The sequence below is a fragment of the Streptomyces sp. NPDC002588 genome (assembly GCF_040295925.1).
Lineage (GTDB): Bacteria > Actinomycetota > Actinomycetes > Streptomycetales > Streptomycetaceae > Streptomyces.
This window is the reverse complement of the sequence record NZ_JBEOWF010000002.1, coordinates 407,913-430,645: the sequence shown is the minus strand read 5'-3', so window position 1 is coordinate 430,645 and position 22,733 is coordinate 407,913. Positions and strand designations below refer to the sequence as shown.

22 protein-coding genes and 1 pseudogene are annotated in these 22,733 nt (G+C 69.5%); 7 read left to right on the top strand and 16 right to left on the bottom strand.

From position 1 onward, the window contains the following. The 7 genes from ABT057_RS04665 to ABT057_RS04635 form a co-directional block, all read right to left on the bottom strand. A partial coding sequence (locus tag ABT057_RS04665) for an AAA family ATPase (RefSeq protein ID WP_352340960.1) occupies window positions 1-667 on the bottom strand: 667 nt, incomplete at its 3' end. Window positions 668-932: 265 nt separating this feature from the next. Continuing rightward, window positions 933-1,673, bottom strand: a complete 741-nt coding sequence (locus ABT057_RS04660) for an SDR family oxidoreductase (RefSeq protein WP_352340959.1) — start codon at window positions 1,671-1,673, stop codon at window positions 933-935. Window positions 1,674-1,926: 253 nt separating this feature from the next. Further along, window positions 1,927-2,865 carry a hypothetical protein gene (locus ABT057_RS04655; protein ID WP_352340958.1) on the bottom strand — a complete coding sequence of 313 codons (939 nt, stop codon included), beginning with the start codon at window positions 2,863-2,865 and terminating at the stop codon, window positions 1,927-1,929. Then, entirely contained in the window at window positions 2,862-3,350 is a 489-nt protein-coding gene (locus tag ABT057_RS04650; RefSeq protein ID WP_352340957.1) for a hypothetical protein, read from the bottom strand. The genes ABT057_RS04655 and ABT057_RS04650 overlap by 4 nt, the downstream gene beginning before the upstream one ends. Continuing rightward, complete coding sequence (locus ABT057_RS04645; protein ID WP_352340956.1) at window positions 3,350-4,585, bottom strand: macrolide family glycosyltransferase; 1,236 nt, start codon at window positions 4,583-4,585, stop codon at window positions 3,350-3,352. The genes ABT057_RS04650 and ABT057_RS04645 overlap by 1 nt, the downstream gene beginning before the upstream one ends. Next, window positions 4,582-5,502 (bottom strand): patatin-like phospholipase family protein, encoded by a 921-nt coding sequence (locus tag ABT057_RS04640; RefSeq protein WP_352340955.1) that lies wholly within the window; start codon window positions 5,500-5,502, stop codon window positions 4,582-4,584. Before ABT057_RS04640 ends, ABT057_RS04645 begins: the two co-directional genes overlap by 4 nt. Before the next feature lie 285 nt (window positions 5,503-5,787). After that, window positions 5,788-6,741 (bottom strand): ABC transporter permease, encoded by a 954-nt coding sequence (locus ABT057_RS04635; protein ID WP_352340954.1) that lies wholly within the window; start codon window positions 6,739-6,741, stop codon window positions 5,788-5,790. Window positions 6,742-6,946: 205 nt separating this feature from the next. Here ABT057_RS04635 and ABT057_RS04630 point away from each other — a divergent pair, with 205 nt between their 5' ends. Next, window positions 6,947-7,420: a MarR family winged helix-turn-helix transcriptional regulator gene (locus tag ABT057_RS04630; RefSeq protein ID WP_352340953.1), complete on the top strand. Its 474-nt coding sequence runs from the start codon at window positions 6,947-6,949 to the stop codon at window positions 7,418-7,420. Window positions 7,421-7,694: 274 nt separating this feature from the next. Here the strand turns inward: ABT057_RS04630 and ABT057_RS04625 are convergent, their stop codons facing one another. Continuing rightward, on the bottom strand, window positions 7,695-8,156 hold the full coding sequence (locus tag ABT057_RS04625; RefSeq protein ID WP_352340952.1) for an RrF2 family transcriptional regulator: 462 nt from the start codon (window positions 8,154-8,156) through the stop codon (window positions 7,695-7,697). Between the two features lie 230 nt (window positions 8,157-8,386). Between ABT057_RS04625 and ABT057_RS04620 the strand changes: the two genes are divergently transcribed. Further along, a complete protein-coding gene (locus tag ABT057_RS04620; protein WP_352340951.1) occupies window positions 8,387-9,592 on the top strand; it encodes an NAD(P)/FAD-dependent oxidoreductase in 1,206 nt (401 codons plus the stop codon). A 430-nt stretch (window positions 9,593-10,022) separates the two neighbouring features. Here the strand turns inward: ABT057_RS04620 and ABT057_RS04615 are convergent, their stop codons facing one another. Next, window positions 10,023-11,207 (bottom strand): permease, encoded by a 1,185-nt coding sequence (locus ABT057_RS04615; RefSeq protein WP_352340950.1) that lies wholly within the window; start codon window positions 11,205-11,207, stop codon window positions 10,023-10,025. Window positions 11,208-11,464: 257 nt separating this feature from the next. Beyond that, a complete protein-coding gene (locus ABT057_RS04610; protein ID WP_352340949.1) occupies window positions 11,465-12,508 on the bottom strand; it encodes a GlxA family transcriptional regulator in 1,044 nt (347 codons plus the stop codon). Window positions 12,509-12,637: 129 nt separating this feature from the next. Between ABT057_RS04610 and ABT057_RS04605 the strand changes: the two genes are divergently transcribed. Beyond that, complete coding sequence (locus ABT057_RS04605) at window positions 12,638-13,432, top strand: dienelactone hydrolase family protein (protein WP_352340948.1); 795 nt, start codon at window positions 12,638-12,640, stop codon at window positions 13,430-13,432. A 189-nt stretch (window positions 13,433-13,621) separates the two neighbouring features. On the opposite strand, the gene ABT057_RS04600 is transcribed toward ABT057_RS04605, so the two are convergent. After that, window positions 13,622-14,059, bottom strand: a complete 438-nt coding sequence (locus ABT057_RS04600; protein ID WP_352340947.1) for a glutaredoxin domain-containing protein — start codon at window positions 14,057-14,059, stop codon at window positions 13,622-13,624. A gap of 107 nt (window positions 14,060-14,166) precedes the next feature. On the opposite strand from ABT057_RS04600, the gene ABT057_RS04595 reads away from it, so the two are divergent. Next, window positions 14,167-14,385 carry a hypothetical protein gene (locus ABT057_RS04595; RefSeq protein WP_352340946.1) on the top strand — a complete coding sequence of 73 codons (219 nt, stop codon included), beginning with the start codon at window positions 14,167-14,169 and terminating at the stop codon, window positions 14,383-14,385. A gap of 70 nt (window positions 14,386-14,455) precedes the next feature. Here the strand turns inward: ABT057_RS04595 and ABT057_RS04590 are convergent, their stop codons facing one another. From ABT057_RS04590 to ABT057_RS04575, 4 genes and pseudogenes are all read right to left on the bottom strand, one after another. After that, window positions 14,456-14,989, bottom strand: coding sequence for a TerD family protein (locus ABT057_RS04590; protein WP_352340945.1), 534 nt, complete (start codon window positions 14,987-14,989; stop codon window positions 14,456-14,458). A 146-nt stretch (window positions 14,990-15,135) separates the two neighbouring features. Next, window positions 15,136-15,237: pseudogene (locus ABT057_RS04585) on the bottom strand (IS5/IS1182 family transposase); the annotation flags it as partial. A 25-nt stretch (window positions 15,238-15,262) separates the two neighbouring features. After that, window positions 15,263-16,228, bottom strand: a complete 966-nt coding sequence (locus ABT057_RS04580; RefSeq protein WP_352340944.1) for a zinc-binding dehydrogenase — start codon at window positions 16,226-16,228, stop codon at window positions 15,263-15,265. 46 nt (window positions 16,229-16,274) lie between these two features. Beyond that, on the bottom strand, window positions 16,275-17,354 hold the full coding sequence (locus tag ABT057_RS04575) for an alkene reductase (protein WP_352340943.1): 1,080 nt from the start codon (window positions 17,352-17,354) through the stop codon (window positions 16,275-16,277). A 351-nt stretch (window positions 17,355-17,705) separates the two neighbouring features. Between ABT057_RS04575 and ABT057_RS04570 the strand changes: the two genes are divergently transcribed. The 3 genes from ABT057_RS04570 to ABT057_RS04560 all read left to right on the top strand — a co-directional run bounded on the left by ABT057_RS04570 (window position 17,706) and on the right by ABT057_RS04560 (window position 19,655). Beyond that, window positions 17,706-18,197: a MarR family winged helix-turn-helix transcriptional regulator gene (locus tag ABT057_RS04570; RefSeq protein ID WP_352340981.1), complete on the top strand. Its 492-nt coding sequence runs from the start codon at window positions 17,706-17,708 to the stop codon at window positions 18,195-18,197. Between the two features lie 656 nt (window positions 18,198-18,853). Continuing rightward, window positions 18,854-19,264 carry an SsgA family sporulation/cell division regulator gene (locus tag ABT057_RS04565; protein ID WP_352340942.1) on the top strand — a complete coding sequence of 137 codons (411 nt, stop codon included), beginning with the start codon at window positions 18,854-18,856 and terminating at the stop codon, window positions 19,262-19,264. 106 nt (window positions 19,265-19,370) lie between these two features. Next, window positions 19,371-19,655 carry a hypothetical protein gene (locus tag ABT057_RS04560; RefSeq protein ID WP_352340941.1) on the top strand — a complete coding sequence of 95 codons (285 nt, stop codon included), beginning with the start codon at window positions 19,371-19,373 and terminating at the stop codon, window positions 19,653-19,655. A gap of 201 nt (window positions 19,656-19,856) precedes the next feature. Here ABT057_RS04560 and ABT057_RS04555 read toward each other — a convergent pair whose 3' ends face one another. Beyond that, window positions 19,857-22,619 carry a helix-turn-helix transcriptional regulator gene (locus tag ABT057_RS04555; RefSeq protein WP_352340940.1) on the bottom strand — a complete coding sequence of 921 codons (2,763 nt, stop codon included), beginning with the start codon at window positions 22,617-22,619 and terminating at the stop codon, window positions 19,857-19,859. Window positions 22,620-22,733 lie beyond the last annotated feature (114 nt).

Sequence of the window (22,733 nt, the reverse complement as noted above, 5' to 3'; positions counted from 1 at the left end):
GGTTGCCGCGTGTCTCGGCGACGATGCGGTCGCGTACCCGCTGGTCGAGCGGTCCGGTGACGACCGAGTCGAGGAGTGTTCGGGAGTCTCGCTCGGTCAGCCCCGTGACGGGCAGCTCGGGGAGGCTGCCAAAAGCCTCGCCGGCGCTGGGCTCACGGACGGCGAACACGAGCGCGACCGATTCCGCGAGCAGTCGGCGGGCGACGAACTCCAAGGTCAGGGCAGACGCGCTGTCCAGCCACTGGGCGTCGTCGACGAGGCAGACCAGCGGCTGGTTGCCTCCCGCGTCCGCGACCAGGCTCAGGGTGGCCAGGCCCACGAGGAACCGGTCGGGGGCAACACCGGCACGCAGCCCGAACGCCGTGGAGAGTGCGTCGCGTTGCGGATCGGGCAGCTGGTCGAGGCCGGTGAGGAGAGGAGCGCAGAGCTGGTGGAGGCCGGCGTAGGAGAGCTCCATCTCGGACTGGACGCCGGCGACCCTGACGATGTGGCATCCGGTGGCACGATCGAGGAGGTATCGCAACAGCTCGGTCTTCCCGATGCCTGCCTCACCGCGCAGCACCAGGGCCGCACTGCGCCCCGCCCTGGCACCCGCCACGAGATCGTCGAGGGCCTGGCACTCGTTCTGCCGCCCGAGGAGTCCGGCTCTTGAACTGCTCTTCGCCATGGCAGCTCCCCGGTCAGGATACTTCGAGCCGTATGGTATTACGTCTCCGGATCGCTGCACCGGTGTGGTTGCGCAAGCAAATAAGACTCTGTCGTGACTTGTGTGGTGCCGGCTACTGCTCGTGATGGCGGACCGGGGCGGATTTGATTACCAGGGTGAAGCCGTCGCAGTGACGGCGCCTCCTCCCGGGACTTCCGTGGTGTTTGCGCAACCGCGGCAGGCGGGGCGCGGGCGGCTTCCGAGAGTGCCGTCGGGGCCGTGTGCGTCAGCGCTGCGCGAGCCACGCACTGAATGTCGTGTGACAGATGTGGGCACCCGGTTCGGGCAGCAGCGCGCGTTTCCCCACCTGGGCGGCGAAGAGCCGGGCGTGCGGATCGGAGACGACACTCGTGGCGTCACCCTTGGCGGCGAGGAGCTTCGCCGTGAGGTCGTCAAGGCGGTACTCCTCAGGGCCGGCCACCTCGAGCCTGCCGAGCAGCGGCAGTCCCACAGCCACATGCGCGACGGCGGCAGCCACGTCGTCCGTCGCCACGGGACGGATCAGCGCAGGCGCGACGTGCACTCCGTCCGGGCGCGTGTCCGCGACGGCCATGGCCTCGAGGGAATCGAAGGAGAGGGCGGCACGCACGATCGAATGAGGGACCGGGGATTGCCCTGCCTGGTACTCCTGCAACTCTTTCGCAAGGAAGTAGCCCGACCGCAGCCGCCCGGTTCCCACCACCGACAGGACCACATGATGCTCGACGCCCGCCGAGGCCCCCGCGGCCAGGAGGTTGGCCGTCGCGGTGCGGAAGAACCGCAGACCGGCTTCCTCGGTGCGGGCGGGCGCGTCGGTGACGTCCACCACCACCTCGGCGCCTCGCAAGGCCTCGTCGAGACCGGTCCCCGTGATCACGTCGACACCGTGACGGCGTGAGACGGGCACGACCTCCACACCATGGTCACGGAGCCTGGCAACCGTCCGGGAGCCGATCAGCCCCGTGGCCCCTGCGACAACGACTCTCATTCCGGTTCCTCCCGTCGAGGGGTCGGGTGACCCCGTGTACGTGCACTACATACGACAGGACTCACACCATGATTGTGACAATGAGCAGGTGAGTGTCACAGGAGTGACAACATCTGTCGCACAAGCAGGGCTTGCTCGGTCTTCGCATCGAGAGACAACGATCCGCTGCCCGCGGTCCCTCAACCCGGCCTCCGGCCGGTTCCGTCGCCGAGGGTGGCGGACGACTCCACGCTGCACACTCCGGCCGGGCCCCTCATGGCAACGGGTTGCCTTGCGCCGCGGTCGCACCGATATGGGCGCGGATGATCCCGATCACGGTGTCGGTTGTGCGATCAAGGTGGCTGCGGCCGTCGGGCAGCTGAGCCGTCGGGCTGATGTAGCTGCGCGGCCCGACGTGCGTGGCCGGGTCGAGCCGATGCACGGTGATCTTTCCCGCACGGTCGGCCCGGTTCCATCCACTATGACGGCACAGCCGCCAGCGCTGCGGGAAGATCCAGCTGCCGACCTGCTCGATCCGGTCGCTCGCGCTGGTGAGCCGATGCAGGTGCTCGGCATGGGCAAGGTCGTTGGCGCCGTTGTGGAACCCGCCGAGAGTGATCAGCAGGAGCGGGCAGTGCAGCCGGGTGTACAGCTCGTCGACCGCTCCGGTGGCGACCTGGGCGCCGCCGCTGTAGCTGAGCAGCACCACGGGTATACCGCTGTCGGGCCGGTAGCCGGCGAGTCGGAGCTGAGTGGCGATCTGAGAGCCGACGGCCCGGTTGTACAGGGGGCGGTAGCGGTGGTCGGCGGCCACGAAGGTCTGTACGACATTGTGCAGGAACAGCAGCAGTCCGATGTGGCGGCGCAGCCATGCCCACACCGGCCGATCGGCAAGGGGGTCGGCCAGTGGCGAGTAGGGCTGCACCTGACCCAGTACCCGCAGCTCCGGCGCTCCGGCGATCAGGGCCTTGACCAGCTGGCCGCCGTCCCGGCTGTCACGGATGCGGCGTTTGCCGATGCCGTCCAGGTAGACCAGGTAGGCACCCGGGGGACTGTCGGGGGCCGCACCACGGGCATAGGGCACTCCCTCCGGCAGCCTGGTGGCAGGGGACCGCCAGCCGGCGCCGTAGGCCAGAACCTCGTAGCGGGCCAGGAGAGCTTCGGCCAGCAGAGCCGGCCCTATCGCGCAGACCCAGAGCAGGAAATCGTTCATGCGATCGACTCGCGTTCTTCGATCGCGCTGATCCGCACGACCAGGCGCCGAACGGCCTCTACGGCGACACCGAGTCCGACCCCGGCGACGGCCAGGCAACCGGCGGCGCTCCACCAGCCCAGCCCGGTCGCGGAGGCGAGGGGGTCGGCCAGACCGGCTCCGACCCCCACGAAGAGCAGCAGGTGGAGCAGGGGCCCGAGCAACGGGAACGCGAGGACGCCGGCGAGCACCAGCGGGGCGACCAGGCCGGGTGTCCACGTCAAGCCGGAGCCCGGCGGTGGAGAGGACGGCACCAACTCGGCCAGGGTCCACGCGGTCAGCGGCCACAGCGCGAACACGGCACCCTCGACGAGGCCGGCGGCCGGCAGCAACCCGGCCACGAAAACCCGCGACATGCCGGGACGGCGCGCCACCAGAGGCAGGATGCGTCCGGCCGTCTCGGACACTCCGGCGAACAGCAGCAGGACAACGACGGCGGGCGACATCACTCGGCCTCGCTGTGACGGAGCGACGGAGCCGCCGGAGCCGACGGACCGACCTGGCCGGCCCTCTGCAGGTACCGCTCGAGTTCGTCGGCGGCACGCCGGTATCCACCCGCCTCGCGCTGGGCGGCCCGCAGGGTGCTCGCGGCTGCTCGGAACCGGGGCTCGTGAAGCAGGCGCCGGGCGAGGACCCGCACCGAGTCCTTTGTGACGTCCTGGGTGCGCATCGACAGGCCGGCGCCGAGCTCGACGACGCGTCGGGCCACCATCGGCTGGTCGGCACCCTGCGGGACCACCAGCAGCGGAACCCCGGCGTACATGGCCTCGTTGACACTGTTCATCCCGCCATGGGTGACGAACAGCGCCGCGCGGGCCAGCACCTCCGGCTGTGGGACGAAGCGGCGGGCGAGCACGTTGGAGGGCAGTGGCCCGAGTGCGTCGGGATCGGTCTGCCCGGTGGAGACGACCACGGTTCCGCCCAGCGGGGCGAGCGCGGTGGCAAAGCCGCGCAGCAGCTGTGGGTCGGCGTTGAACACCGTGCCCAGCGAGGCGTAGAGGACCGGGTCCTGCAGCCGATCGGCCGGGAACGACGCGTCGACCGGCCGGGCGCCGATGCTCGGGCCGACGAACCGATACGACTCGTCGAATTCCTCGACGGCGGGCTGGAACGCCCGTGAGGTGTAGACCAGGTTGAGCGGTCGACGGATGTTCGCCACGTCGAGCAGGGGCAGCCCCCGTGCGTCGAAGCGGCGGTGCAGCGCCCAGCGGGACCGCAGATAGCCCTGGACACTGCGGGGTTGAGCCGTCGCCGTGGTCAGCAGGTTCCATGAGCCGTGGGTGGGGCTGGGGACATGCCGGTTGAGGGCGAACGTGGTGAACGACGAGGCTGCCGGCACCCCGAGTTCGCGGGCGGCGACCGCGCCCCACAAACAGGCACTGTCATGGACGATCAAGTCGGGTCGGTCGCGGCGCATGTCGGTGAGCACAGCGGGCAGCAGACGGACGGCGGAGCTCGCGAGCGCCTCCATCCACGTGACCGGTGTGGGCGGATCGGGGAGCGGCTGGTCGCCCCCGGGGTAGAGGCGAACGGTCGCGCCGGCGGCCTCTATCTCGCCACGGAACGCCGGCGGGGTGTGGTAGGTGACGGCGTGACCGCGCCGAACGAGCTCGGCCACGACCGGCAGCGTCGGGTTGACATGCCCGTGCATGCCGATGTTGAGGAACGCGATGGTACTCACAGGCTGACCCCCACTGTGGAAGACGATGATGCCTCGCCCGGCCCGGCGGATGCCGCTGAAGGGTCGTCGACCCGGTACAGCCCCGGCCCGTTGATGCTCAGCCCGTCCAGAAAGCGCCCCGCCGCGCGGCACGCGGTGCTGATCAGCCGCTGGGAATGGCCGAAGTCCCACGGGGCAGGCCAGGTCTCGATGCCGGTCGGCAGCACGACGGTCGGGATGTGCCGGGACACCTCGTGCAGATCACGCTCGATCTGGTGGTGCAACAGAAGCAGCCCGGCCCGTGCGGCGACCGCGCCGGCCCGTCGGCGCGGACTGGTGGGGCGCAGCGGCGAGCTCTCCGGCCCGGCCGCGACCACCACCACGCTGGCCGCCCCGGCCTGCCGGGCGGCCAGCACCGGGACGTAGGCGATCACCCCGCCGTCGACGAGCGTCCGGCCCTCACGGTCCACGGGGGGCAGCATCCCGGGAATGGCCGCGCTGGCCAGCAGCGCGGACTCGAGGTCTCCGCGGTCGAGCAGTACCGGAGCCCCGGTGGCCAGGTCCATGGCCACCGCGGTGAACGGGACCGTCAGCTGCTCGATCCGCGACGGCAGCCCGGCCCGCGCGATCAGCCGACGCAGGCCGCGATCGGTGAAGATGCCGGCCCGTGAGGACAGGTAGCCGAGCGGATACACCTCACGGCGACGCAACCCGGTCCACACGTGCTCCAGCCACGGCGCGGCCCCGTCGGGGTGGGCGGCCGCGATGGCCCCGTTGAGGGCACCCACCGAGGTTCCGACGATCAGGTCAGGGACGAATCCGCGCTGCTCCAGCGCGTATCCGACACCGACATGCGCCGCTCCGAGCACGCCACCGGCGCCCACCACCACGGCCACCGGCCGGGGAAGGGCACTCAGTCCGGCCGACGTCGGGTCCACGGGTGGCCTGCTCGATGCCGCCTCGCTGAGGCCCAAGTGCCCCGATGAGGCCGGCCTTCGGCGACGAGAAACCCTCATGATCCACCTTTCTCAGCACGGCACCGAATCGGATTGGTCTCCCCACTAGGACCGGGCAGCCATACGATGTGTGACACCGTCGGCCCAGGCGGGCAGGTGAAGCTGTCATCGAGGGATGCGGGCAGACAGTGTGCCTTCGCGGAAACACGGTGTGCTCAGGACGGTCGGAACGCTCAGCAGTTCCGACGGACTCGTCCCTGGTCGCCCTCACGGCTTCGCGGCGTGCAGGATCGCGGCAGACGCGGCGATCCGGTCGAGCAGGAACAGTGCCGCGACACACAGCGCGATCCAGACCGACAGCACCACGACACCGTTGACCAGCCCGTCGTGGTGGAAGTAGGCAAGCCCGTCCAGGGCGCGGACGCCGACGCCGGGAGGCATGACCGAGGTGAGGGGCTTCAGCCAGTCAGGCAGGAATTCGGGCGGCAGCACGCCACCGCTGCTGGCGTTTCCCATCACCAGCATGAAGATCGACGCCAGCAGTACCCCGATCGGGCCGAAGATCCGGATCAAGAGGATGGTGGCTGCCGCCACAGCCCCCGCCATCAGCGCCACAAGCCCCGCGACGCCCAGGAAGGGACCGGGTATGGCTCCGAAGGCCGTACTCGCGATGAGTGCGGTCGCCAGCCCGCCGACGACCGCGAACAGCAACAGACTGCTCACGCGCTGCCCGAACGAGAGGCGCGGTGCCACTTGGTAGGTCACCTGGCCGAAGAGGAATCCTGCCAGCACCAGCCCGAACGAGGCATAGAAGACCGACAGGCCCCGGCTGTCCCCGCTCGAGAGCGGAAGGATGTCGACCACGGGCCATTTCTCGTCCGCCGGCTGACAGCCCGGGGCGCACGGACTGGCGAGCGGAGCCACCAGCGCGGACACCGCGGGGCCGTTGGCGCCCGCGTACACGATCATGGGATCGCTGTCGTCGGCCAACAGCGCGGCATAGGCCTGGCGGTGCTCAACCGCCAGGCGGGCCGAGGCGTTGTCCGGGTACCGGTCGACCTGGAAGCCGTCTGGCGAGACGCGCTGCAGCCGGACGTCGAAAAGCGCCGCGGTCTTGTCGGATGCGGCGACCGCGACCGGCAGTCGGTGCGCCTGGGGCGTATGGAAGGCGGCGAGGAAGACGCTGACGAAGACGAGACCGATGGTCAGCACCGTGATCACGGGTTTGAGCACCGCCTGCGGACCGGTCAGCCCCGGCAGTTCGGGCGGGGCGTCGGTCTGCGCTCCTGGATGGTGGCGGTGTCGCCCTGGACCAGGGTCGGGGTCAGGGAGATGACTTTGACTCGTGGTGTCAGTGCTGTGCATGGCTCCTCGGTTCATCGTGTAAGCTAACTTATATAAGCTACCTTACACATGGAGGGCATCGATGGCGGTGAAGGATCCCGGTGAACGCATCGGCTACCTGATCTGGCAGCTCTCGCAGGCCTATGCGCAGCGCCTCGAACGGGCGTTGCGCCCGCTCGGACTGACCCAGGCGCAGTTCAGCGCGCTCGTCCGCTTGAGCCGGGACGGGGCGATGTCCAGCGCCGAACTCGCCCGCCGCTGTGGCGTCACGGCCCAGTCCATGGGCGCGGCACTGGGCGGTCTGGTCGAGCGTGGGCTCGTCGAGCGGCGTCCCCATCCCACTCACGGGAAGATCGTCGAAATGTGTGTCACACCCGCGGGCGAGGCACTGGCGCTGCGGGGCGAGACCGCGCTCGAACCGTGTGAGCAGGAGGCCCTGGAGCCGTTCCTGCCCCAGGAGCAGGAACAGGTACGTGCTCACCTCCGTCGTATGCTCGGAGCCCTCAACGCCCCGGCGCTGGGGCCGGACGTCCGGGACCGGCGCGGCGGGACATGAGCTGCGCACGGCTCAGCGCTGGAGCGCGCGGAGGAGCGACCTTCAGGCGATGACAGGGGGCGGCCGTCGGCGCGATGGAGCCCGGGCAGGCGTGCCGTGTGACGCGTCGCTCCGGAGCGATGCCCGACGGCAGCGGCAACGTCTGGTGCTGCAGTGCCGATGGGGCCGTGACGTGCCTACGGTGGCCGTCCTCCGGCGCTCGGCCGGGGACCGGGGAACACGCGGAGGCGGTCGCAGGCGCGCCCGGCAGTGGTCGCCGCGTCGTTTCGCGTGCTCAGCTCAGCGCGGAGCGCACCACGTGCCGGGTCATCGGGGAGCGGTCCAACTCCGCCCTGATGTCGGCAAGGCTTTGGGCGGCCAGCGCTTGGTGCCATGCCTGTTCCGCCCGGCGCATGGCCGCGTTGACGGCACATGCGCCTGTCGGCGGCGGTGACAGCTCGCCGATCTTGCCGGAGCAGCGGATCTCGGTGCAGTGGAAGAGCCCGGTGCTCCCCTCGATGGCCTCCACCACGTCCAGGAGGGTGATGGTCTCGAGAGGCCTGGCCAGACGGAATCCTCCGCGCGGCCCGGGCACGGAGACCACGAGCTCGGCTCGGGCGAGCTGCTGAAGCTGTTTGTTGAGGTAGGAGGACGAGAGGCCGTGGGCGTCGGCGAGCTGCCCGCTGCCCACCGGCCCGCCGCCGATCATGTCCAGGTTCAGCAGCGTGTGCAGGGCCCACTCGACACCTTTAGCCATTCGCATATTACGGACATTACATGTCCGGTATCGAAGCGTGGTAATGGCCGCTGACCTGCGACTTCCGTGCGGCAGCGAAGGCGGCCCCGCTAGAAGATCTTGACATTGAATATCCAGGATATGTAATGTCCAGGTTATTCGGTGCGAGCCCTGCGGGAGGCCCGCCGCAGGCGGCCCCTGTTCGCGGGTCGCCGGCTCAGCACTCTCGACCTTCGAAAACGGAGAAGTCCATGAAGGATGTCCTGATCATCGGCGGCGGCTTCGCAGGCGTGTGGAGCGCGGCAGGAGCCGTACGCGCCGCCCGTGAGGCAGGCAGCCCCGGCGATCACATACGGGTGACGCTGGTCAGTGGCGGCGACGATCTGGTCATCCGCCCCCGCCTGTACGAGGACGCCCCCGAAGGCATGCGGGTCGCCCTCGACCGTGTCCTCGGCCCGATCGGTGTACGCCGCATCACGGCGACCGTCACAGGGATCGACGCCGAGGCGCACACCGTACGTGCCGTAGGACGCGCCGGCGAGGAACTGGACCTGGCCTACGACAAGTTGGTGCTGGCCACGGGCAGTCAACTCGTGCAGCCCGACTTTCCGGGCTCGCAGGAAGTCTTCGACGTCGACACCCTCGCTGCGGCGGCCGCCCTCGACAGCCACCTGCGGCGGTTGCCCGAACAGGCCTCGTTCCCGGGCCGCTACACCGCCGTCGTGGTCGGCGCCGGCTTCACCGGCCTGGAGATCGCCACCGCGTTGAGCGAACGGCTCCGCGCGGTCGCCGAGCGCCACGGCGCGGCGGAAGACGTCCGGGTCGTGCTGGTCGACCGCGCCGACGTCGTCGGCCCGGAACTCGGTCCGGGTCCGCGCCCGAACATCCACGACGCGATCGACGAACTGAAGATCCAGCGGCGCCTGGGACGCACCGTGGCATCGGCGACCCGCCGGGACGTCACCCTCTCGGACGGCGAGGTGATCCCCGCGGGGACCGTCGTATGGACGGCCGGTATGGCCGCGAGCCCGCTCACGGCCCAGATCCCCGGCGAACGCGACCGGTTGGGACGCCTCAGCGTGGACGCGTATCTGCGGGTCGTCGGAGTGCCCGACGTCTACGCGGCCGGCGACACCGCGCTCGCCCCCGCGGAAGACGGCTACTCCACGGTGCAGTCCTGCCAGCACGCCCTGCCCATGGGTAAGTTCGCCGGACACAACGTGGCTGCCGACCTCCTGGGCAACGCCATGCTGCCCTTCGCCCCCGACCCCTACGTCACCTGCCTCGACCTCGGCCCCGCAGGCGCCGTCTTCACCGAGGGCTGGGACCGCAGGATCGCGCTGACCGGGCAGGAGGCCAAGAGCCTCAAGCACAGCATCAACGCGATCTGGATCTATCCGCCGACCGACGACCCGGAGCAGATTCTCGCCCAGGCAGGCCGCTTCTCCAACGCCTGACAGCCGGCCGGCGGCCTCTTTTCTGATCGTGGGGCCGTGAGGCGTCGGGTCGGTGGCCGGTCGCGAGCGCCCTCGTCGGCGCCGACCTGCTCAACGGGGGCTACGGCCACCGGCCCGCCGGAGGCTCGGGTGACTCGACCGTCGGTCTTCTCCGGATGGCGTGCTGGTGTGCCCCCGCGGCGCAGGTACGACCCCCGCACCCTCGCCGTCCTCAACGAACGCCACCGGTCCCCTTCCGTGCCCGTGACGTCTGCGAAGCTCTGGACCATGCCGGAGCTGCTCCGCGGTATGCGCGACGAACACTCGCCGATCGTCGAGCGCGACGTGGTGCGCGGTGGAGGAGGCTCTGAACTCGCGTCTGCTCGTCGAACGGGGTGACCGGTTGCCGTTCCCGCCACGGCCTGGTCCGCGAAGCCGTGGGCACGACGTTTCACTGGTGATGTCCGTTCTGCCCATGGGTGTGGCCGTGTTCGTGCTCAGCGCCGTCGGGCGCCTCGCCCATCATCCGCAGCATGGCCGGGCCGCCGGTGCGCCAGAACCGAACGAGCAGGGCCGCGGCCAACAGCAGGAAGGCGATGTTGAGCCAGGTGGTGTAGTTCCAGGTGATCCCTTCCTCGGGGATCTTCGCGTCCGCCTGGTCGGGGACCAGACCCAGTCCACCGAAGACGAACTCGACGACATACCCGGCGACCGCCATCGCCGTGAAGAAGGTGACCAGGAGGAACACGGCCATCCGGGTGCCGTAGTACTTCCGGTAGATGTTGAGGATCGGGAGGATCAGCAGGTCGGCGTAGATGAAGGCGATCACGCCGCCGAAACTGATCCCGCCCTTCCACAGCACCACGGCCAGCGGCACGTTGCCGATGGAGCAGACGAACGTCGCGATCGCCACCAGCGGTCCGACGAGCGGCCCGATCAGCTTGGCGGCGAGCGGATGGTCCGCCAGGAAGAACGTCTGCCAGAACTCGTCCGGCACCCAGGCGGCGATCGCTCCCGCTATCAGGAGCCCGGCCACCAGGTCACGCAGGATCGCCGCCCACTCCATGACGAAGATGTGCGAGACGGACGTAAAGCCGTCGCGTGAGAACAGGCGGCGCGCGAAGCCGCCCTCGCCCCGCAAGGACATGTCCATCGCCGCATGGCCCTCCATCGATCCGGCCACACCGCGTTCGGCCTGTTCCCGGGCCCGGCGCAGGAGCCGCTCGCGCAGGAGGATCCGGAACAGCGCGGCGAGTACGACGATCATGATCGGGCCGCCGACGAACTCCGCGGCCGTGAACTGCCAGCCCATCAACAGGGCCAGGATCACGCCGAGTTCGATCACCAGGTTGGTGGAGGCGATCTCGAAGGCCATCGCCGCCGTGAAGTCCGCGCCCTTGCGGAAGAGGGAGCGCGCCAGGGCCACGGCCGCGTAGGAGCAGGAGGACGAGGCCGCGCCGAGCCCGGCGGACACGGCGAGGGTACGTGGCCGGTCGTCGCCGAGCAGCCGTACGACCGTGGAGCGGCGCACCACTGCCTGCACGACGGCGGAGAGCGTGAAGCCGAGGATCAGCGCCCAGGTGACCTCCCAGGTCATCGACCCGGCAATGGACAACGCGTGCCCGATCGCTTCCATGGACCCACCCCTTCCCGAGGTGTTTCAGATGTCGGCTGAAACCCTACCCCTAGGGGGTATGTCTCGTGGGTCCTGGGCGTACCTGCGGCTGAGAGGGAAGGGACGCACAGGGACTGAAGTGCCGGTCCGCTGGGTGAGTCGGTCATGGAAGGGCCGTACACCGCCACGGCGAGGGGCATGCTGGGGGACAGGGCGGCGTGCCACGATTCAGGGCCGGTTCTCCCTCCGACCCACCTCCGCACGTCCGCACGACAACCTCAGCAACGTCCTGCGTCAGGCGAGTCGTCAGCTTGTCTTTTGACCTCGGTGCGCTTGGGTCTGCGGGCGCCTCTGTCCTGGAATATCGCGCGGTACTCCCTCGGCCGCTGGCCCGTATGTCTGGCAAAGATGTCGCTGAACGCCCCAGGGTCGCCGTACCCGACGTCGGCGGCGATGCTCGCGACGGTCCTGTCGGTCGTCTCCAGCAGGTGTCTGGCTCGACGCACCCGGACGGTCTGCAGGTACGCGAGTGGCGTCTCGCCGGCTTCGTCGCCGAAGCGGCGGAGCATGGTTCTCGTGCTTACGTGGAACTCCTGGGCGAGGGTGGGCAGGTCATAGCGAGCACTGAGGTTCTGGTCGAGCCACCGCTTGACGCTGAGCGAGAACTCCCTGCCCACAGTGGGTAGGAGCCCCGGGTCGACATAGGGAGCCTGCGTGGAACGCGCATCGTCAACAAGCGCGATACGCGCGGTGCCACGGGCGACGCGGGGGCCGTCGTGCTCGCGGATGAGCTGCAGGGCGAAGTCGTACATGGCGCTGAAGGCCGCTGTGGTCGTCACCCCCCGGTCGGTCACGACCAAGCTCTCCGGGCGGAGGCGCACGTCGGCGTACCGGCGGGCGAACCGATCCGCGAACAACCAGGACGTGGTCGCTCGGCGGCCGTCGAGCAGCCCGGCTTCAGCGACCAGGAAGGCGCCCACGCAGATCGATACGACAGCGGTCCCCGAGGCCGCCAGCGATCGAATCGACGCTGTTTCCGGTCCCAGGTTTGCGAGTGTCGCGTCGAGATCGAGCGTGGGCGAAAGCTCGAATCCCGGCACGATCAGGACGTCCACCGGGCGAACCGCCGAGACGTCGAGGACCGAGCCGCCGGCCGCGATCACACGACGCCTGGGCGAGATGACCGACGCCTCGTAGGCCGGCTGAACCGCCCCTTGCGCCGCGGCGACGTGAGTTGCCATTGCCAGGAGGTCAGGGACGCCGAACACCTCCGACGCGAAGCAGCCGGGGTAGGCCAGCACACCGACGCGCAGCGGACTCATACGGCCCCTCCGGCACCTTCGAACGGGTGGCGATATTACCGGGATACGTGGCGATGCCGCCGCTTCTCAGAAGGGCGGCCCCTCGTCATCATCTCGGTCATGACAATCATGCGAGGACAGAGCGACCCCTTGGACGACTTCTCACGGAGAGCCGTCAGCGTCGATGACCTCGACAAGACCGTGTACGTTGCCGGGTCGGGACCGGCAGTCATCCTCATGCCCGAGATGCCGGGTATCAGCCCCGACGTCGCGCGGTTCGCGCGGTGGGTGCGTGATGCCGGTTTCTCCGTCTACCTGCCCTCTCTTTTCGGCGTCGACGGCGCCTATCCGCTCGCCGAGGCACGCGAGACCGTCGTTCGACGCGCCTGCGTCAGCGCCGAGTTCCGAGCCTTCGCCGGTGGCGGCACCAGCCCCGTCGTCACATGGCTGCGCGGCCTCGCCCGCCTGGCGCACGCCGAGCGTGGCGGGCCCGGTGTCGGCGCCGTCGGTCTCTGTTTCACCGGCAACTTCGCCCTGACCATGGCGCTCGAACCGGCTGTCATCGCACCAGTGGTCAACCATCCGTCGCTTCCGCTGGACGATCCCGCCGGTCTGGAGATCAGCGACGAAGACGCTGCCGCCGTGGCTGAACGCGTCGCGCGAGAGGGATTGAAGGTTCTCGCCTACCGCTTCGACAACGACAGGTGGTGCACTGGTCAGCGGTTCGCGGCTTACCGAGCGCTGCTCGGGGACGCATTCGACGGCCGCGTGCTCAAAGCCGAGACGGCGAACACGAACCCTCCGCCCTTCTTCCGTGACGTCGTCGGTTGCGCCCACAGCGTCGTCACGGCACACCTCGTCGACCAGGACGGTCACCCCACCATGCAGGCCCGGAACGAGATCATCGCCTTCCTGGCCGAGCGGCTCGGGGTAGCTGCTGAATGAGCCCTTGGCACTCCGGCACCTGACGATGCGACAGAGTGCCGCCGCCTCCCGATGCGATCCGGTCGTCGACCGGGGGACTCGTGACCGCGCCTCGGCGACCACGAATGACACAGGCCACTCAGATCTTGATGACACACGCTCAGTCTTCAGTGGCACAGCACAGCCTCTCCGGTAGGCCGTGATTTCTGATCACGCTGAAGGGGAGAGCTGTTCGCGTACCCATTCGGGATCGGGATTGGTGTGTGGCCGGCCCGCCACGACGACGGTCGGCACGGTCTCGTTGCCGTCGTTGGCTGCTCTCACCGCCGCGGCTGCTGCCGGGTCGCGCCAGATGTCGACCCAGTGCAGCCGGCGGGCGCTGCGGCCCAGCCGGATGCGCAGTCGTATGCAGTACTTGCAGCCCGGCCGCCAGAAGACGACTGGTCGGCCGTCGACCGCGCTGCGGCGTTGTGCCTCCTGCGCACCGATCGACCTCGGGAAGATCAGGGGTGAGCTCACGCCGGCGAGCGCCAGGAACGCCGGCAGGAGCGCTGCGGCTGTGCCGGGCCTCCCCTCGAAGATCTGCCCGGTCGCGACGGCTGAGCCGCTGAGCACAAGCAGCATCGGCAGGATCCAAGCGCGCATCATGGTGATGCAGGCTATCGATGAGTCGAATTGCTCCTCGAACCAGGTGTATTGCCCTGTGAGGTTGGGGACGTGTAACCGGCGTTCTTGCGGGTCTTGCGGTCGACCACGTGTCCGTCGTCATGACCGAAACGCTGGTCGCGCACTCGCCGGCGTCGGGCGGGGCGGGGTTGGCTCCCGAAGCGGCGTTGGATGCCGCACGCGGTGCCTGTGCCGCGCTCGTCGCGGACCGGAACGTCCTGCGTTTCCTCATGCACGCGAACTGTGCCGTCGGCGAGCCACTGGTGGCACAGGACGTGGGCCTCGCTGCGGGAGATGGCCGCTCGTAGTCGCGTACGTCTCTCCAGGAATTCATGAGGGCCACCGTGACGGTCGTACGCTCTCCGCGCTGCTGCGAGGTCAGGGCTGCGGGGTGCTGCCCATCTCGGCCGTGAAGATCACGGGGTCGCTGTCGAATCCTCGGACCATCTCGTGGAACTCCCATGTTCCGGAGGCGTCCCTGGTGAACTCCGCGACCGTCGCGGCGGTGTATCCGGAGAGCTGTGCGAAGTCGTCCTTCAGTAGCTCCGTGTACCCCTCGACAACCAGAACTCCGGCGTTCGATATGTCACCGAAGGTTTTGGGGCCGCTGTTCTGGTGGATCGCCACACCCACCACCACCCGTGCGAAGGAGGGAGCGAGGCGATCGAGCTCCAGGGTCATCGCTTCGACGTAGCCGAAGCCCTGGCCGGTCTGGCTGTGCCGGCTCATGTTGATGGTGCCGTCCGGTGAGCGGCTGTCGAAGTGGACGACGTACACCGGCCGCCCGAAGGGGGCGTCCGCCGAGTAGGTCGCGGCGATGATGTCGAGATGATGAGGTGGCTGATTCCAGGGACTCGGGTCCCACTTGAGCCGTACCTCGGCCTTTCCCACTCCGTGGTTGTCGCTGCTCACCGGATGACTGCCTCTCCCGTAACGCGCTGTCACGGGATGGTCCCCCGCATGGGTAAGTATGGCTCTCGGCCATCCTGTTGAAGCCTCGCGCGGCAGCTCGCGGATCTGGCTGGGCGGTGTCGGACGTCTTCGGCCGGCCAGTCCTGTGTCAGCCCGGCCGCCTTCGTGCGCTCCAGCGCGGAGGCGAGGTCCGGTGCCCCTGCCGCCAGAACGGCCAACCCCTCATGGAGGTGGCGGCATGCGGTGGAGGAGTGCGCGCGCCGCCGGTCGGAGTCAGTTGATCGCCAGCAGGGCCTTGCCCGTCAGCTTGCGCGCTTCGAGGTCGCGGTGGGCGTCGGCTGCCTGCACCAGGGGGTACACCGCGCTGATGGTTGGGCGCAGTCGTCCTTTGGCGCCGAGGGCCAGGGCCCGCGCGGCGTTGGGCAGGTGCTCGTCGGTGAGTGTGCCCGAGGCGACGGGGGTGATGATTTCGATGCGGCGGCGGGTGACGTCGTCCGGATCGGGGGAGGCGAAGCCGTTCGTGGTGCCGTATGAGACCAGTCGGCCACCGTCGACGATCGTGGAGAGCGCGGCCGCGGCGAGCTCGCCGCCGGCGCCGTCGTAGGCCAGGGAGACTCCGCCGCCGGTCGCGGTCCGCACCTGGTCGTCCCAGTCGGGCTGGGTGTAGTCGATGGTGAGCTCGGCGCCTAGCTTCTTGGCGAAGGCCCGTTTGTCCTCGGTGGACGCCGCGGCGATCACGCGGGCTCCGGCTCCCGCGGTCAGCTGGACCAACTGCGACCCGGCTCCTCCCGCGGCGGCCGTGATCAGTACCCACTGGCCGCGTTTCGGCTCTCCGAGACGGTCCAGGCCGACCGCGGTCGCACCGTCGTGCAGCAGGGCTGCCGCGGTCTGGTCGTCGACCTCGTCGGGCACGGGGAGGATCTGTCCCAGGGGGAGGGCGATCTGTTCGGCGTAGCCGGTCTCGGCGGCGGCCAGGACCCGGCGTCCCAGCCAGGCGGAGTCGACTCCGGACCCCACTGCGATCACGGTCCCGACGCCGCCGGTGCCGGGTACGAAGGGCGGTGTGCGGTCGAAGAGCCGGGTCGCCCATCCGCCGTTGCGGATCAGGACGTCGAGGAAGAGGATGTCGGCGAACGTCAGAGCGACGACCACCTGGTCGGGGCCGGGTTCGGGGTTCGGCACCTCGGCCGCAGCCAGCACCTCGGGTCCTCCGAACTCGGTCACGTGCACGACTCGCATCACATTTTCCTTTCGTTGGTCATGCCGGGCTTCAGGTGAGGGGCGGTCAGGCGGGCAGGGACGGGTAGTCGGTGTAGCCGCGCTCGTCGCCGCCGTAGTAGGTGGCCCGGTCGGGCTCGTTGTAGGGGCCGCCGGACGCGAGACGGCGGGGCAGGTCGGGGTTGGCCACGAACAGCGCGCCGAAGGCGAGCATGTCCGCGGCGCCGTCCTCGATCAGTCCGAGTGAGCGGTGGTCGGTGGGCCCGGGGGACGTATGGGGGTTGAGGACGAAGGTGCCGGGCCAGTCCTTGCGCAGGCGCCCGGTCATGCTCCGGTTGGGACCCTCCAGTACGTGCAGGTAGGCCAAGCCCAGTGGGGCGAGACCGGCCACCAGGGCCGTGTAGGTCTCCTCCAGGTCCGTCTGGTCTGCCTCGTCGATGTCGTTGCCCGGAGACCCGGGGGAGACGCGGATGCCGGTCCGGTGCGCGCCGATGGCCTCTGCGACGGCGCGGGTCACTTCGACGGCGAAGCGCACCCGGCCGGCGGTGCCGCCGCCCCATGAGTCGGTGCGCTGATTGGCGTTGGGGGCGAGGAACTGGTGGATCAGGTAGCCGTTCGCCCCATGGAGCTCCACCCCGTCGAAACCGGCGGCGATGGCGTTGCGCGCCGCGTCGGCGAAGTCGGCGATCGTCTGCACGATCTCGTCGTGAGCCAGCTCCAGCGGCGTGACGAAGTCCTGGAAGCCCTGGTGGGTGTACACCTGTCCCTTCGCGGCGACGGCGGAGGGACCTACCGGCACCAGGCCGTCGGGCAGCAGGCTGGGGTGCCCGATGCGGCCGGTGTGCAGCAACTGCGCGAAGATCACTCCGTTTTCGCGGTGCACCGCGTCGGTCACCTGCCGCCAGGCGGCGACCTGTTCGGCGGAGTGCATGCCCGGAGTGTCGGGGTAGCCCTGACCGATCGCCGACGGCTGGACTCCCTCGGTGATGATCAGGCCGGCGCCGGCCCGCTGGGCGTAGTACGTCGCCATCAGCTCCGTCGCACCGGCCCCCGGCCCGTAGGCGCGGCTACGGGTCATCGGCGCCATCACTATGCGATTGGCCAGACGATTGCCGCCCAGCTCGATCGGCTCGAACGCGGTCGTCATGATTTTCTCCTTCAGCCAGGGCGGTCCGGACCGGCGGCTCGCTCTCGATGCAGGACCCCGAGTATGCCGTTACTTGTTCGGACAAGGAAATCACATGACGCCTTCCCGTCCTCACGCATGAGCCGCGCCACCCACTGCCCCACCCGGTTCAACGTGCGGATACCCTCGACGTCACCCGGGTGCAACAGAGCACAGGAGAGCGTTATCCTCATTGCGTATGGCGAGACGGGAACCGGATTGCTGTCCGGCCCAGTTCATCCGGAAGGGAGCTCTACCGTGAGCCGGACCCCTGACGGGGACGGACGGAGCAGCCGGCCGTCCGCAACGACGCCCACCACCGCCTCGGTGCCGGTGCCTGGTGCCGCCCAAGCGGGGCCTGTCAGCCATGCGATCTTCCGCGTCGCCCGCCTGCACCGCATGATCGGCGGACAGCTCTTGCGCCCGCTCGGCCTCCACCTCGGCCAGGAACTGGTCATGATGCACCTGTGGGAACGCGGCCCCCAGCGGCAGACCGACCTCGTACGTCTGCTCGACTCCGATGCCGCCACCATGAACCGCAGCATCAAGCGCCTGGAGAACGCCGGCTTCGTCCGCCGCCGCCCCTGCCCCGAAGACAGACGAGCGGTCATCATCGAACCGACCCCCGCCAGCCAGGCGCTGCGCCAGAAGGTCGAGGACTTCTGGGCCGAACTCGAAGGCGCAACCACCAGCACCCTCGATCCCGATCAGCACGCCGAAGCACTGCTCTGTCTGCAACGGATCGAAAACAGCCTCGCGCGCACGGCCGCACGCCATCCCGCAGCCGGCCAACCAGCCCAGGAACCGCCGACACCGGAGCCGTGATCGCGCCGTCGGCGCCGCGGCCCTTGTCGTCCTCAAGTTCGGGCAGGTGCAAGGCTCCTGGCGGGAACGATCTTGCTCACCTTGCCCGGCTGCTGCACGACCACCGGATCGCCCCCCGAACCCGCAAGGGCAGGCGGGCGCTGGGCTCCTCGGCGGTACCCGCCTGACCTCGCCGCCCCCGCCCCGTCCCCGGCCCCGACAAAGCCGACCCGTGGTGGTCCGGAAGACACCAGCACCATGGCGGGAACGCCCAGTTCATCGCCGGCTGGCTTCCGGCACCCGTCAAATCTGATTCCTCTCAGCGAACACTTGGCTGCCGCGGCCTGTGGAAACCTGAGGGACTCGCCCGGCTCCGTCGCCATGAACGGTCGGTGCCGCCGTCGAGGCCAAGGCCTCGAACAAGTCAAATGACTGATGCGAGGCTTTGATCTCGACGGCGAGACTGACATGGGACGACTGCGAAAACGGGTCGGAAGATTTGCGGGTCGTTCAACTGATGATGTCGTTTCCGAACCTGTGCAGGATCGTGCCCACGACTCACGCGGGTGGGCACGATGGCGACTCCCCTGTGTCCCTGCGTCTCCCCTGATCGCACCGGTTTACCGAGCGGTGATGTGATGAGAAAACCTGACAGTCTCACTCCGGTGGTGTGCCGGATGCTTGTCCGTCTGGTCGTCGCCGAGGGGGTGGATCGGCCCGTGATGGTTGATCTGTCTTACGACAGCGCCGATCCGTATGCGGTGTCCTTGACGTTCCACCTATGTGCTGACGAAACGGTGCGGTGGGTGTTCGGCCGCGATCTCCTCCTGAACGGACAGCAAGGGCTCACCGGCGTCGGCGACATCCAGGTCTGGCCGACGCGACACCCGTGGGTGAGCAGGGTGTGCGTTGCGCTGCGCCCGTACTGGGACAGGGAGGCGGTTGTCGTGACAGCCTCGGCGCGAACCCTGGACGCCTTCCTGCGGCGAACGCTCGCGGTGGTGCCCGTCGGTACCGAGGAACGGCACCTGGACATGGACAGAATCGTCCATCAACTCCTGGGCAGCCCTGGTGAGCCGTATCGATAGGGGCTGCGAGCCGGAGCCCCATGGATGTGGAAAAGGGGTCTGACCCAAGGACGGCGGCGGGGCCACCCGGGCACCGACGTGCCCTGGAACTGGAAGGAGAATTGCCATGACTGCTGTGAATGTGCGCGAACCGGCGAACGGAATGGAACGCCGTCGTGTCGGTGACCCCACGCCCGGCCGCACGGCCTCCTCCGTGGAGGAAGCCGCGATCGATGACCTTGCACTCATGCTGTACCGTGCCGCGGCGCTGGCCGGCAAGCGCGTGGAGGACCTGCTGACAAGCCTGTCGGACGCCGACCTGGGCGCTCTGTACGTCAGCTGTACCGAGAAGATCTGCCGGACGCACGGCCCCCTCTCCTCTTGCCCTGCCCGGGTGGACGCCATCGGCTGACAGGCGTGACGAAGCCCTCCCGGCACGAAGCGGCTCCGCCTTGGCTGCACCGCGGGGCACAGGGTTCGGCGTGTCAGCGGACGGTCACGGTTGCCTGCATCGGCCTTGCGGCCATGTGTGTCCCGTCGTGATGCTCCGCTCCGAAAAGGAATGAAGCGAGGTGTCCACCGAGAGCAAGCTCGTCGAACCAACTCTCGACCATCAGGCGTCGGCCAGTGCTCCGCGGAGCTTGTTCCGCGACTTGACGTCGAGCTTGGTGAACACCTTGTGCAGGTGCCATTCGACCGTGCGAGGGCTGATGAACAACTCGGCGCCGATCTCGGAGTTCGTCTTCCCATCGGCGGCCAGTCGGGCGATCTGGGCTTCCTGCGCGGTGAGGGCCTCACGTACGTCGACCGCGCGTTGCCGTATCGACTCGCCGGTGGCCAGGAGTTCGCGACGGGCCCGCTCGGCGAAGGCACTCGCTCCGAAGCCGTGCAGCATTTCGTAGGCGGTGCGCAGGTGTTCGCGCGCCTCGACTCGCCGGTTCTCGCGGCGGAGCCACTCGCCGTACACCAGATGGGTGCGCGCGAGGTAGACGGCGGCCCGGCTGCGCTCGAGGCGCTCGATGGCCTCGCGGTACAGCAGGTCGGCGGCCGGACCGTCGCTGAGCAGCGCTCGCGACCGGGCCACGACGCCCAAGCTCCAGTTGGTGCCGCTGGCCTCGGCCTGTTCCTCGAGCCGGCGCAGGGCCGCCGCGGCCGCCTCCGGGGCATCACTGCGAGCACCCGCCTCGACCAGTTCGAAGAGGGTGAACCCGAAACCCGCCAGTTCCTCGTGCTCCCATGCCCGTTCGGCCCTGTCCAGGGCGTCCTGGTAGCGGCCCAGGCCGTTGTACAGCACCGCGATCACGTAATCGGCCAGCCCGATCGCCCGCCCCTCGCCCCAGGACGCTGCGTCCCGGACATGGCCGTCGATCCACTCCGCCACCCGGACGTCGTCGCCGCGCCAGACCAGGAGGAATGCCGTGGCGTACCTGAGGGGCGAGTTGCCGGTCACCTCCGTCATGGTGTCGGACTCGTCGATCAACGCCGAGGCGAGGTCGAACTCCCCGGCATACACATGCTGGATGGCGCGGTAGCACAGGGCCAGGGGAAGGAAGTTGAGCGCGCCGGTCTCGCGAGCCGTCCGGACCGCGCACGTGGTCAGTTCCTGACATGTCTCGTCGTCCCACAGGTCACTGGCGACCAGCCATGTCAGCCAGAGCCAGCGCATGACGTCGCCCTCGCCCCGTTCGGCGGCTTGCCGGAACGCCCGCAGCGCGAGCTTCAACGGCGGCGCACCCTGGACGTAGTCTTCGGTGAACCGCGTCGCCAGACCGTCGAGAAGGAGGTCCGTCAGCCGCGGAGGCTGCGGTGCGCGCGGTGCGGCACGGGCGGCCTCGGCCACCTCCCGCAATTCGGCACGGCCACTGAGACGACCGGCGACGACCGCTGCTCCGATCGCTTCGAGATACGCCTCGCGCGCCTGCCCGTCGTCGACGCGTTCCAGTCGGCCGGCCGCGTCGAGCAGCAGTGGCAGGGCCTGACCGCCGCGATAGCGCGCGAAGACGATCTGGCCGCGGAGCCGGACCAGCCGGGCCTGCTGCACCGCGTTCAGCGGGCCCATCTCCGCGGCGGTGAGGAGTTCGAGCGCCGCGTCGGGGGCCCCTGCCTCGAAGGATGCCTGCGCAGCGGCAGCCGCCCGGGTTCCGCGTCTGACCGGATCGGGCGTCAGCTCGGTCGCACGTCTCAGGAACGCGGCCGCCGCCGCGATACCGCCGCGGGCCTGGGCTCGGCCGGCCGAGCGCTCCAGCTCGCCCGCCAGGGCCTCGTCGGGTTCGACCGCCGCGTGGGCGCGATGCCAGGCCCGGCGATCCGAGTCGAACTCGGGATCGGTCGCCTCGGCCAGCGCGCGATGCACGTCCCGGCGTACCCCGGGGTCGGCCGCGCGATAGGCCGCCGAGCGCACCAGCGGATGACGAAACCGCACCCGCGCACCGAACTCGATCAGCCCCGCCGCCTCGGCCGCCCCCGCGGCGTCCGCGCCGATGTCGAGCCGCTCGGCCACCCGCCGCAACAAGGGCACGTCCCCCACCGGCTCGGCGGCCGCCGCCAGCAGCAGCCGTTGCGCCGCATCCGGGAGGGAAACGATTCGCCGCAGGAAACTCTGCTCGATCTGACTCGCCAGCGGCCGCGCGTCCGGACGCCCGAACCCGCCGGCCAGCTCCGCCGCGGTCAACCCCCGTGTCAATTCCAGCAGAGCCAGGGGGTTGCCGCGGGTCTCGGCGACGATCCGGTCCCGGACACGCTCGTCCAGCCGCCCGGGTGCCACCGAGTCCAGAAGCGCACGTGCGTCGTCGCCGCGCAGGCCCCGGACCACGAGCTCCCGCAGCGCACCCCACGGGTCGTCAGCCGGAGCGGGCGTCGAGGTACGCACCGCGAACACCAACGCCACCCGCTCCGCGAGCAGCCGGCGCGCGACGAAGGCCAGGGTCTGCGCGGAGACCCGGTCGAGCCACTGGGCGTCGTCCACCGCGCAGACGAGCGGCTGCTCCTCAGCCACCTCGGCGAGCAGGCTGAGCACCGCCAGCCCGACCATGAAACGGTCCGGCGCGCTCCCCGCACTCAGACCGAACGCGACGGCCAAGGCATCACGCTGCGGGCCGGGAAGACGATCGAGGTGTCCCATCATCGGCATACACAGCTGGTGCAGTCCGGCGAATGCCAGTTCCATCTCGGACTCGACGCCGGCGACCCGCAGGATCTGGCACCCTGTGGCGCTCCCCGCCAGGTACTCCACCAACGCGGACTTGCCGACCCCGGGCTCGCCGCGCAGCACCAGCACCTGGCTCTGTCCCGCCCTCGCGCCGGCCACCACCTGGTCCAGCGCCCGGCACTCGTCACGCCGGCCACGCAGCCCGCGCCGAGGAGTGCCGCTCGACATTCACCACCACCGCGCAGGTCAAGGGTGCCAGACCCTGAGCATCCCGGGTCGTCCCCATCATGCACCACGCGCGCGCGGCCCGGTCAATCAGTCAAACAACCACCGTCGGAGCCC

Excerpts from the sequence above, each read along its gene's own strand:
- ABT057_RS04660 (WP_352340959.1), bottom strand. The coding sequence starts at position 1,673 with ATGAGAGTCGTTGTCGCAGGGGCCACGGGGCTGATCGGCTCCCGGACG.
- ABT057_RS04655 (WP_352340958.1), bottom strand. The coding sequence starts at position 2,865 with ATGAACGATTTCCTGCTCTGGGTCTGCGCGATAGGGCCGGCTCTGCTG.
- ABT057_RS04650 (WP_352340957.1), bottom strand. The coding sequence starts at position 3,350 with ATGTCGCCCGCCGTCGTTGTCCTGCTGCTGTTCGCCGGAGTGTCCGAG.
- ABT057_RS04630 (WP_352340953.1), top strand. The coding sequence starts at position 6,947 with ATGGCGGTGAAGGATCCCGGTGAACGCATCGGCTACCTGATCTGGCAG.
- ABT057_RS04625 (WP_352340952.1), bottom strand. The coding sequence starts at position 8,156 with ATGGCTAAAGGTGTCGAGTGGGCCCTGCACACGCTGCTGAACCTGGAC.
- ABT057_RS04620 (WP_352340951.1), top strand. The coding sequence starts at position 8,387 with ATGAAGGATGTCCTGATCATCGGCGGCGGCTTCGCAGGCGTGTGGAGC.
- ABT057_RS04615 (WP_352340950.1), bottom strand. The coding sequence starts at position 11,207 with ATGGAAGCGATCGGGCACGCGTTGTCCATTGCCGGGTCGATGACCTGG.
- ABT057_RS04610 (WP_352340949.1), bottom strand. The coding sequence starts at position 12,508 with ATGAGTCCGCTGCGCGTCGGTGTGCTGGCCTACCCCGGCTGCTTCGCG.
- ABT057_RS04600 (WP_352340947.1), bottom strand. The coding sequence starts at position 14,059 with ATGATGCGCGCTTGGATCCTGCCGATGCTGCTTGTGCTCAGCGGCTCA.
- ABT057_RS04580 (WP_352340944.1), bottom strand. The coding sequence starts at position 16,228 with ATGCGAGTCGTGCACGTGACCGAGTTCGGAGGACCCGAGGTGCTGGCT.
- ABT057_RS04575 (WP_352340943.1), bottom strand. The coding sequence starts at position 17,354 with ATGACGACCGCGTTCGAGCCGATCGAGCTGGGCGGCAATCGTCTGGCC.
- ABT057_RS04565 (WP_352340942.1), top strand. The coding sequence starts at position 18,854 with ATGCTTGTCCGTCTGGTCGTCGCCGAGGGGGTGGATCGGCCCGTGATG.
- ABT057_RS04560 (WP_352340941.1), top strand. The coding sequence starts at position 19,371 with ATGACTGCTGTGAATGTGCGCGAACCGGCGAACGGAATGGAACGCCGT.
- ABT057_RS04555 (WP_352340940.1), bottom strand. The coding sequence starts at position 22,619 with ATGTCGAGCGGCACTCCTCGGCGCGGGCTGCGTGGCCGGCGTGACGAG.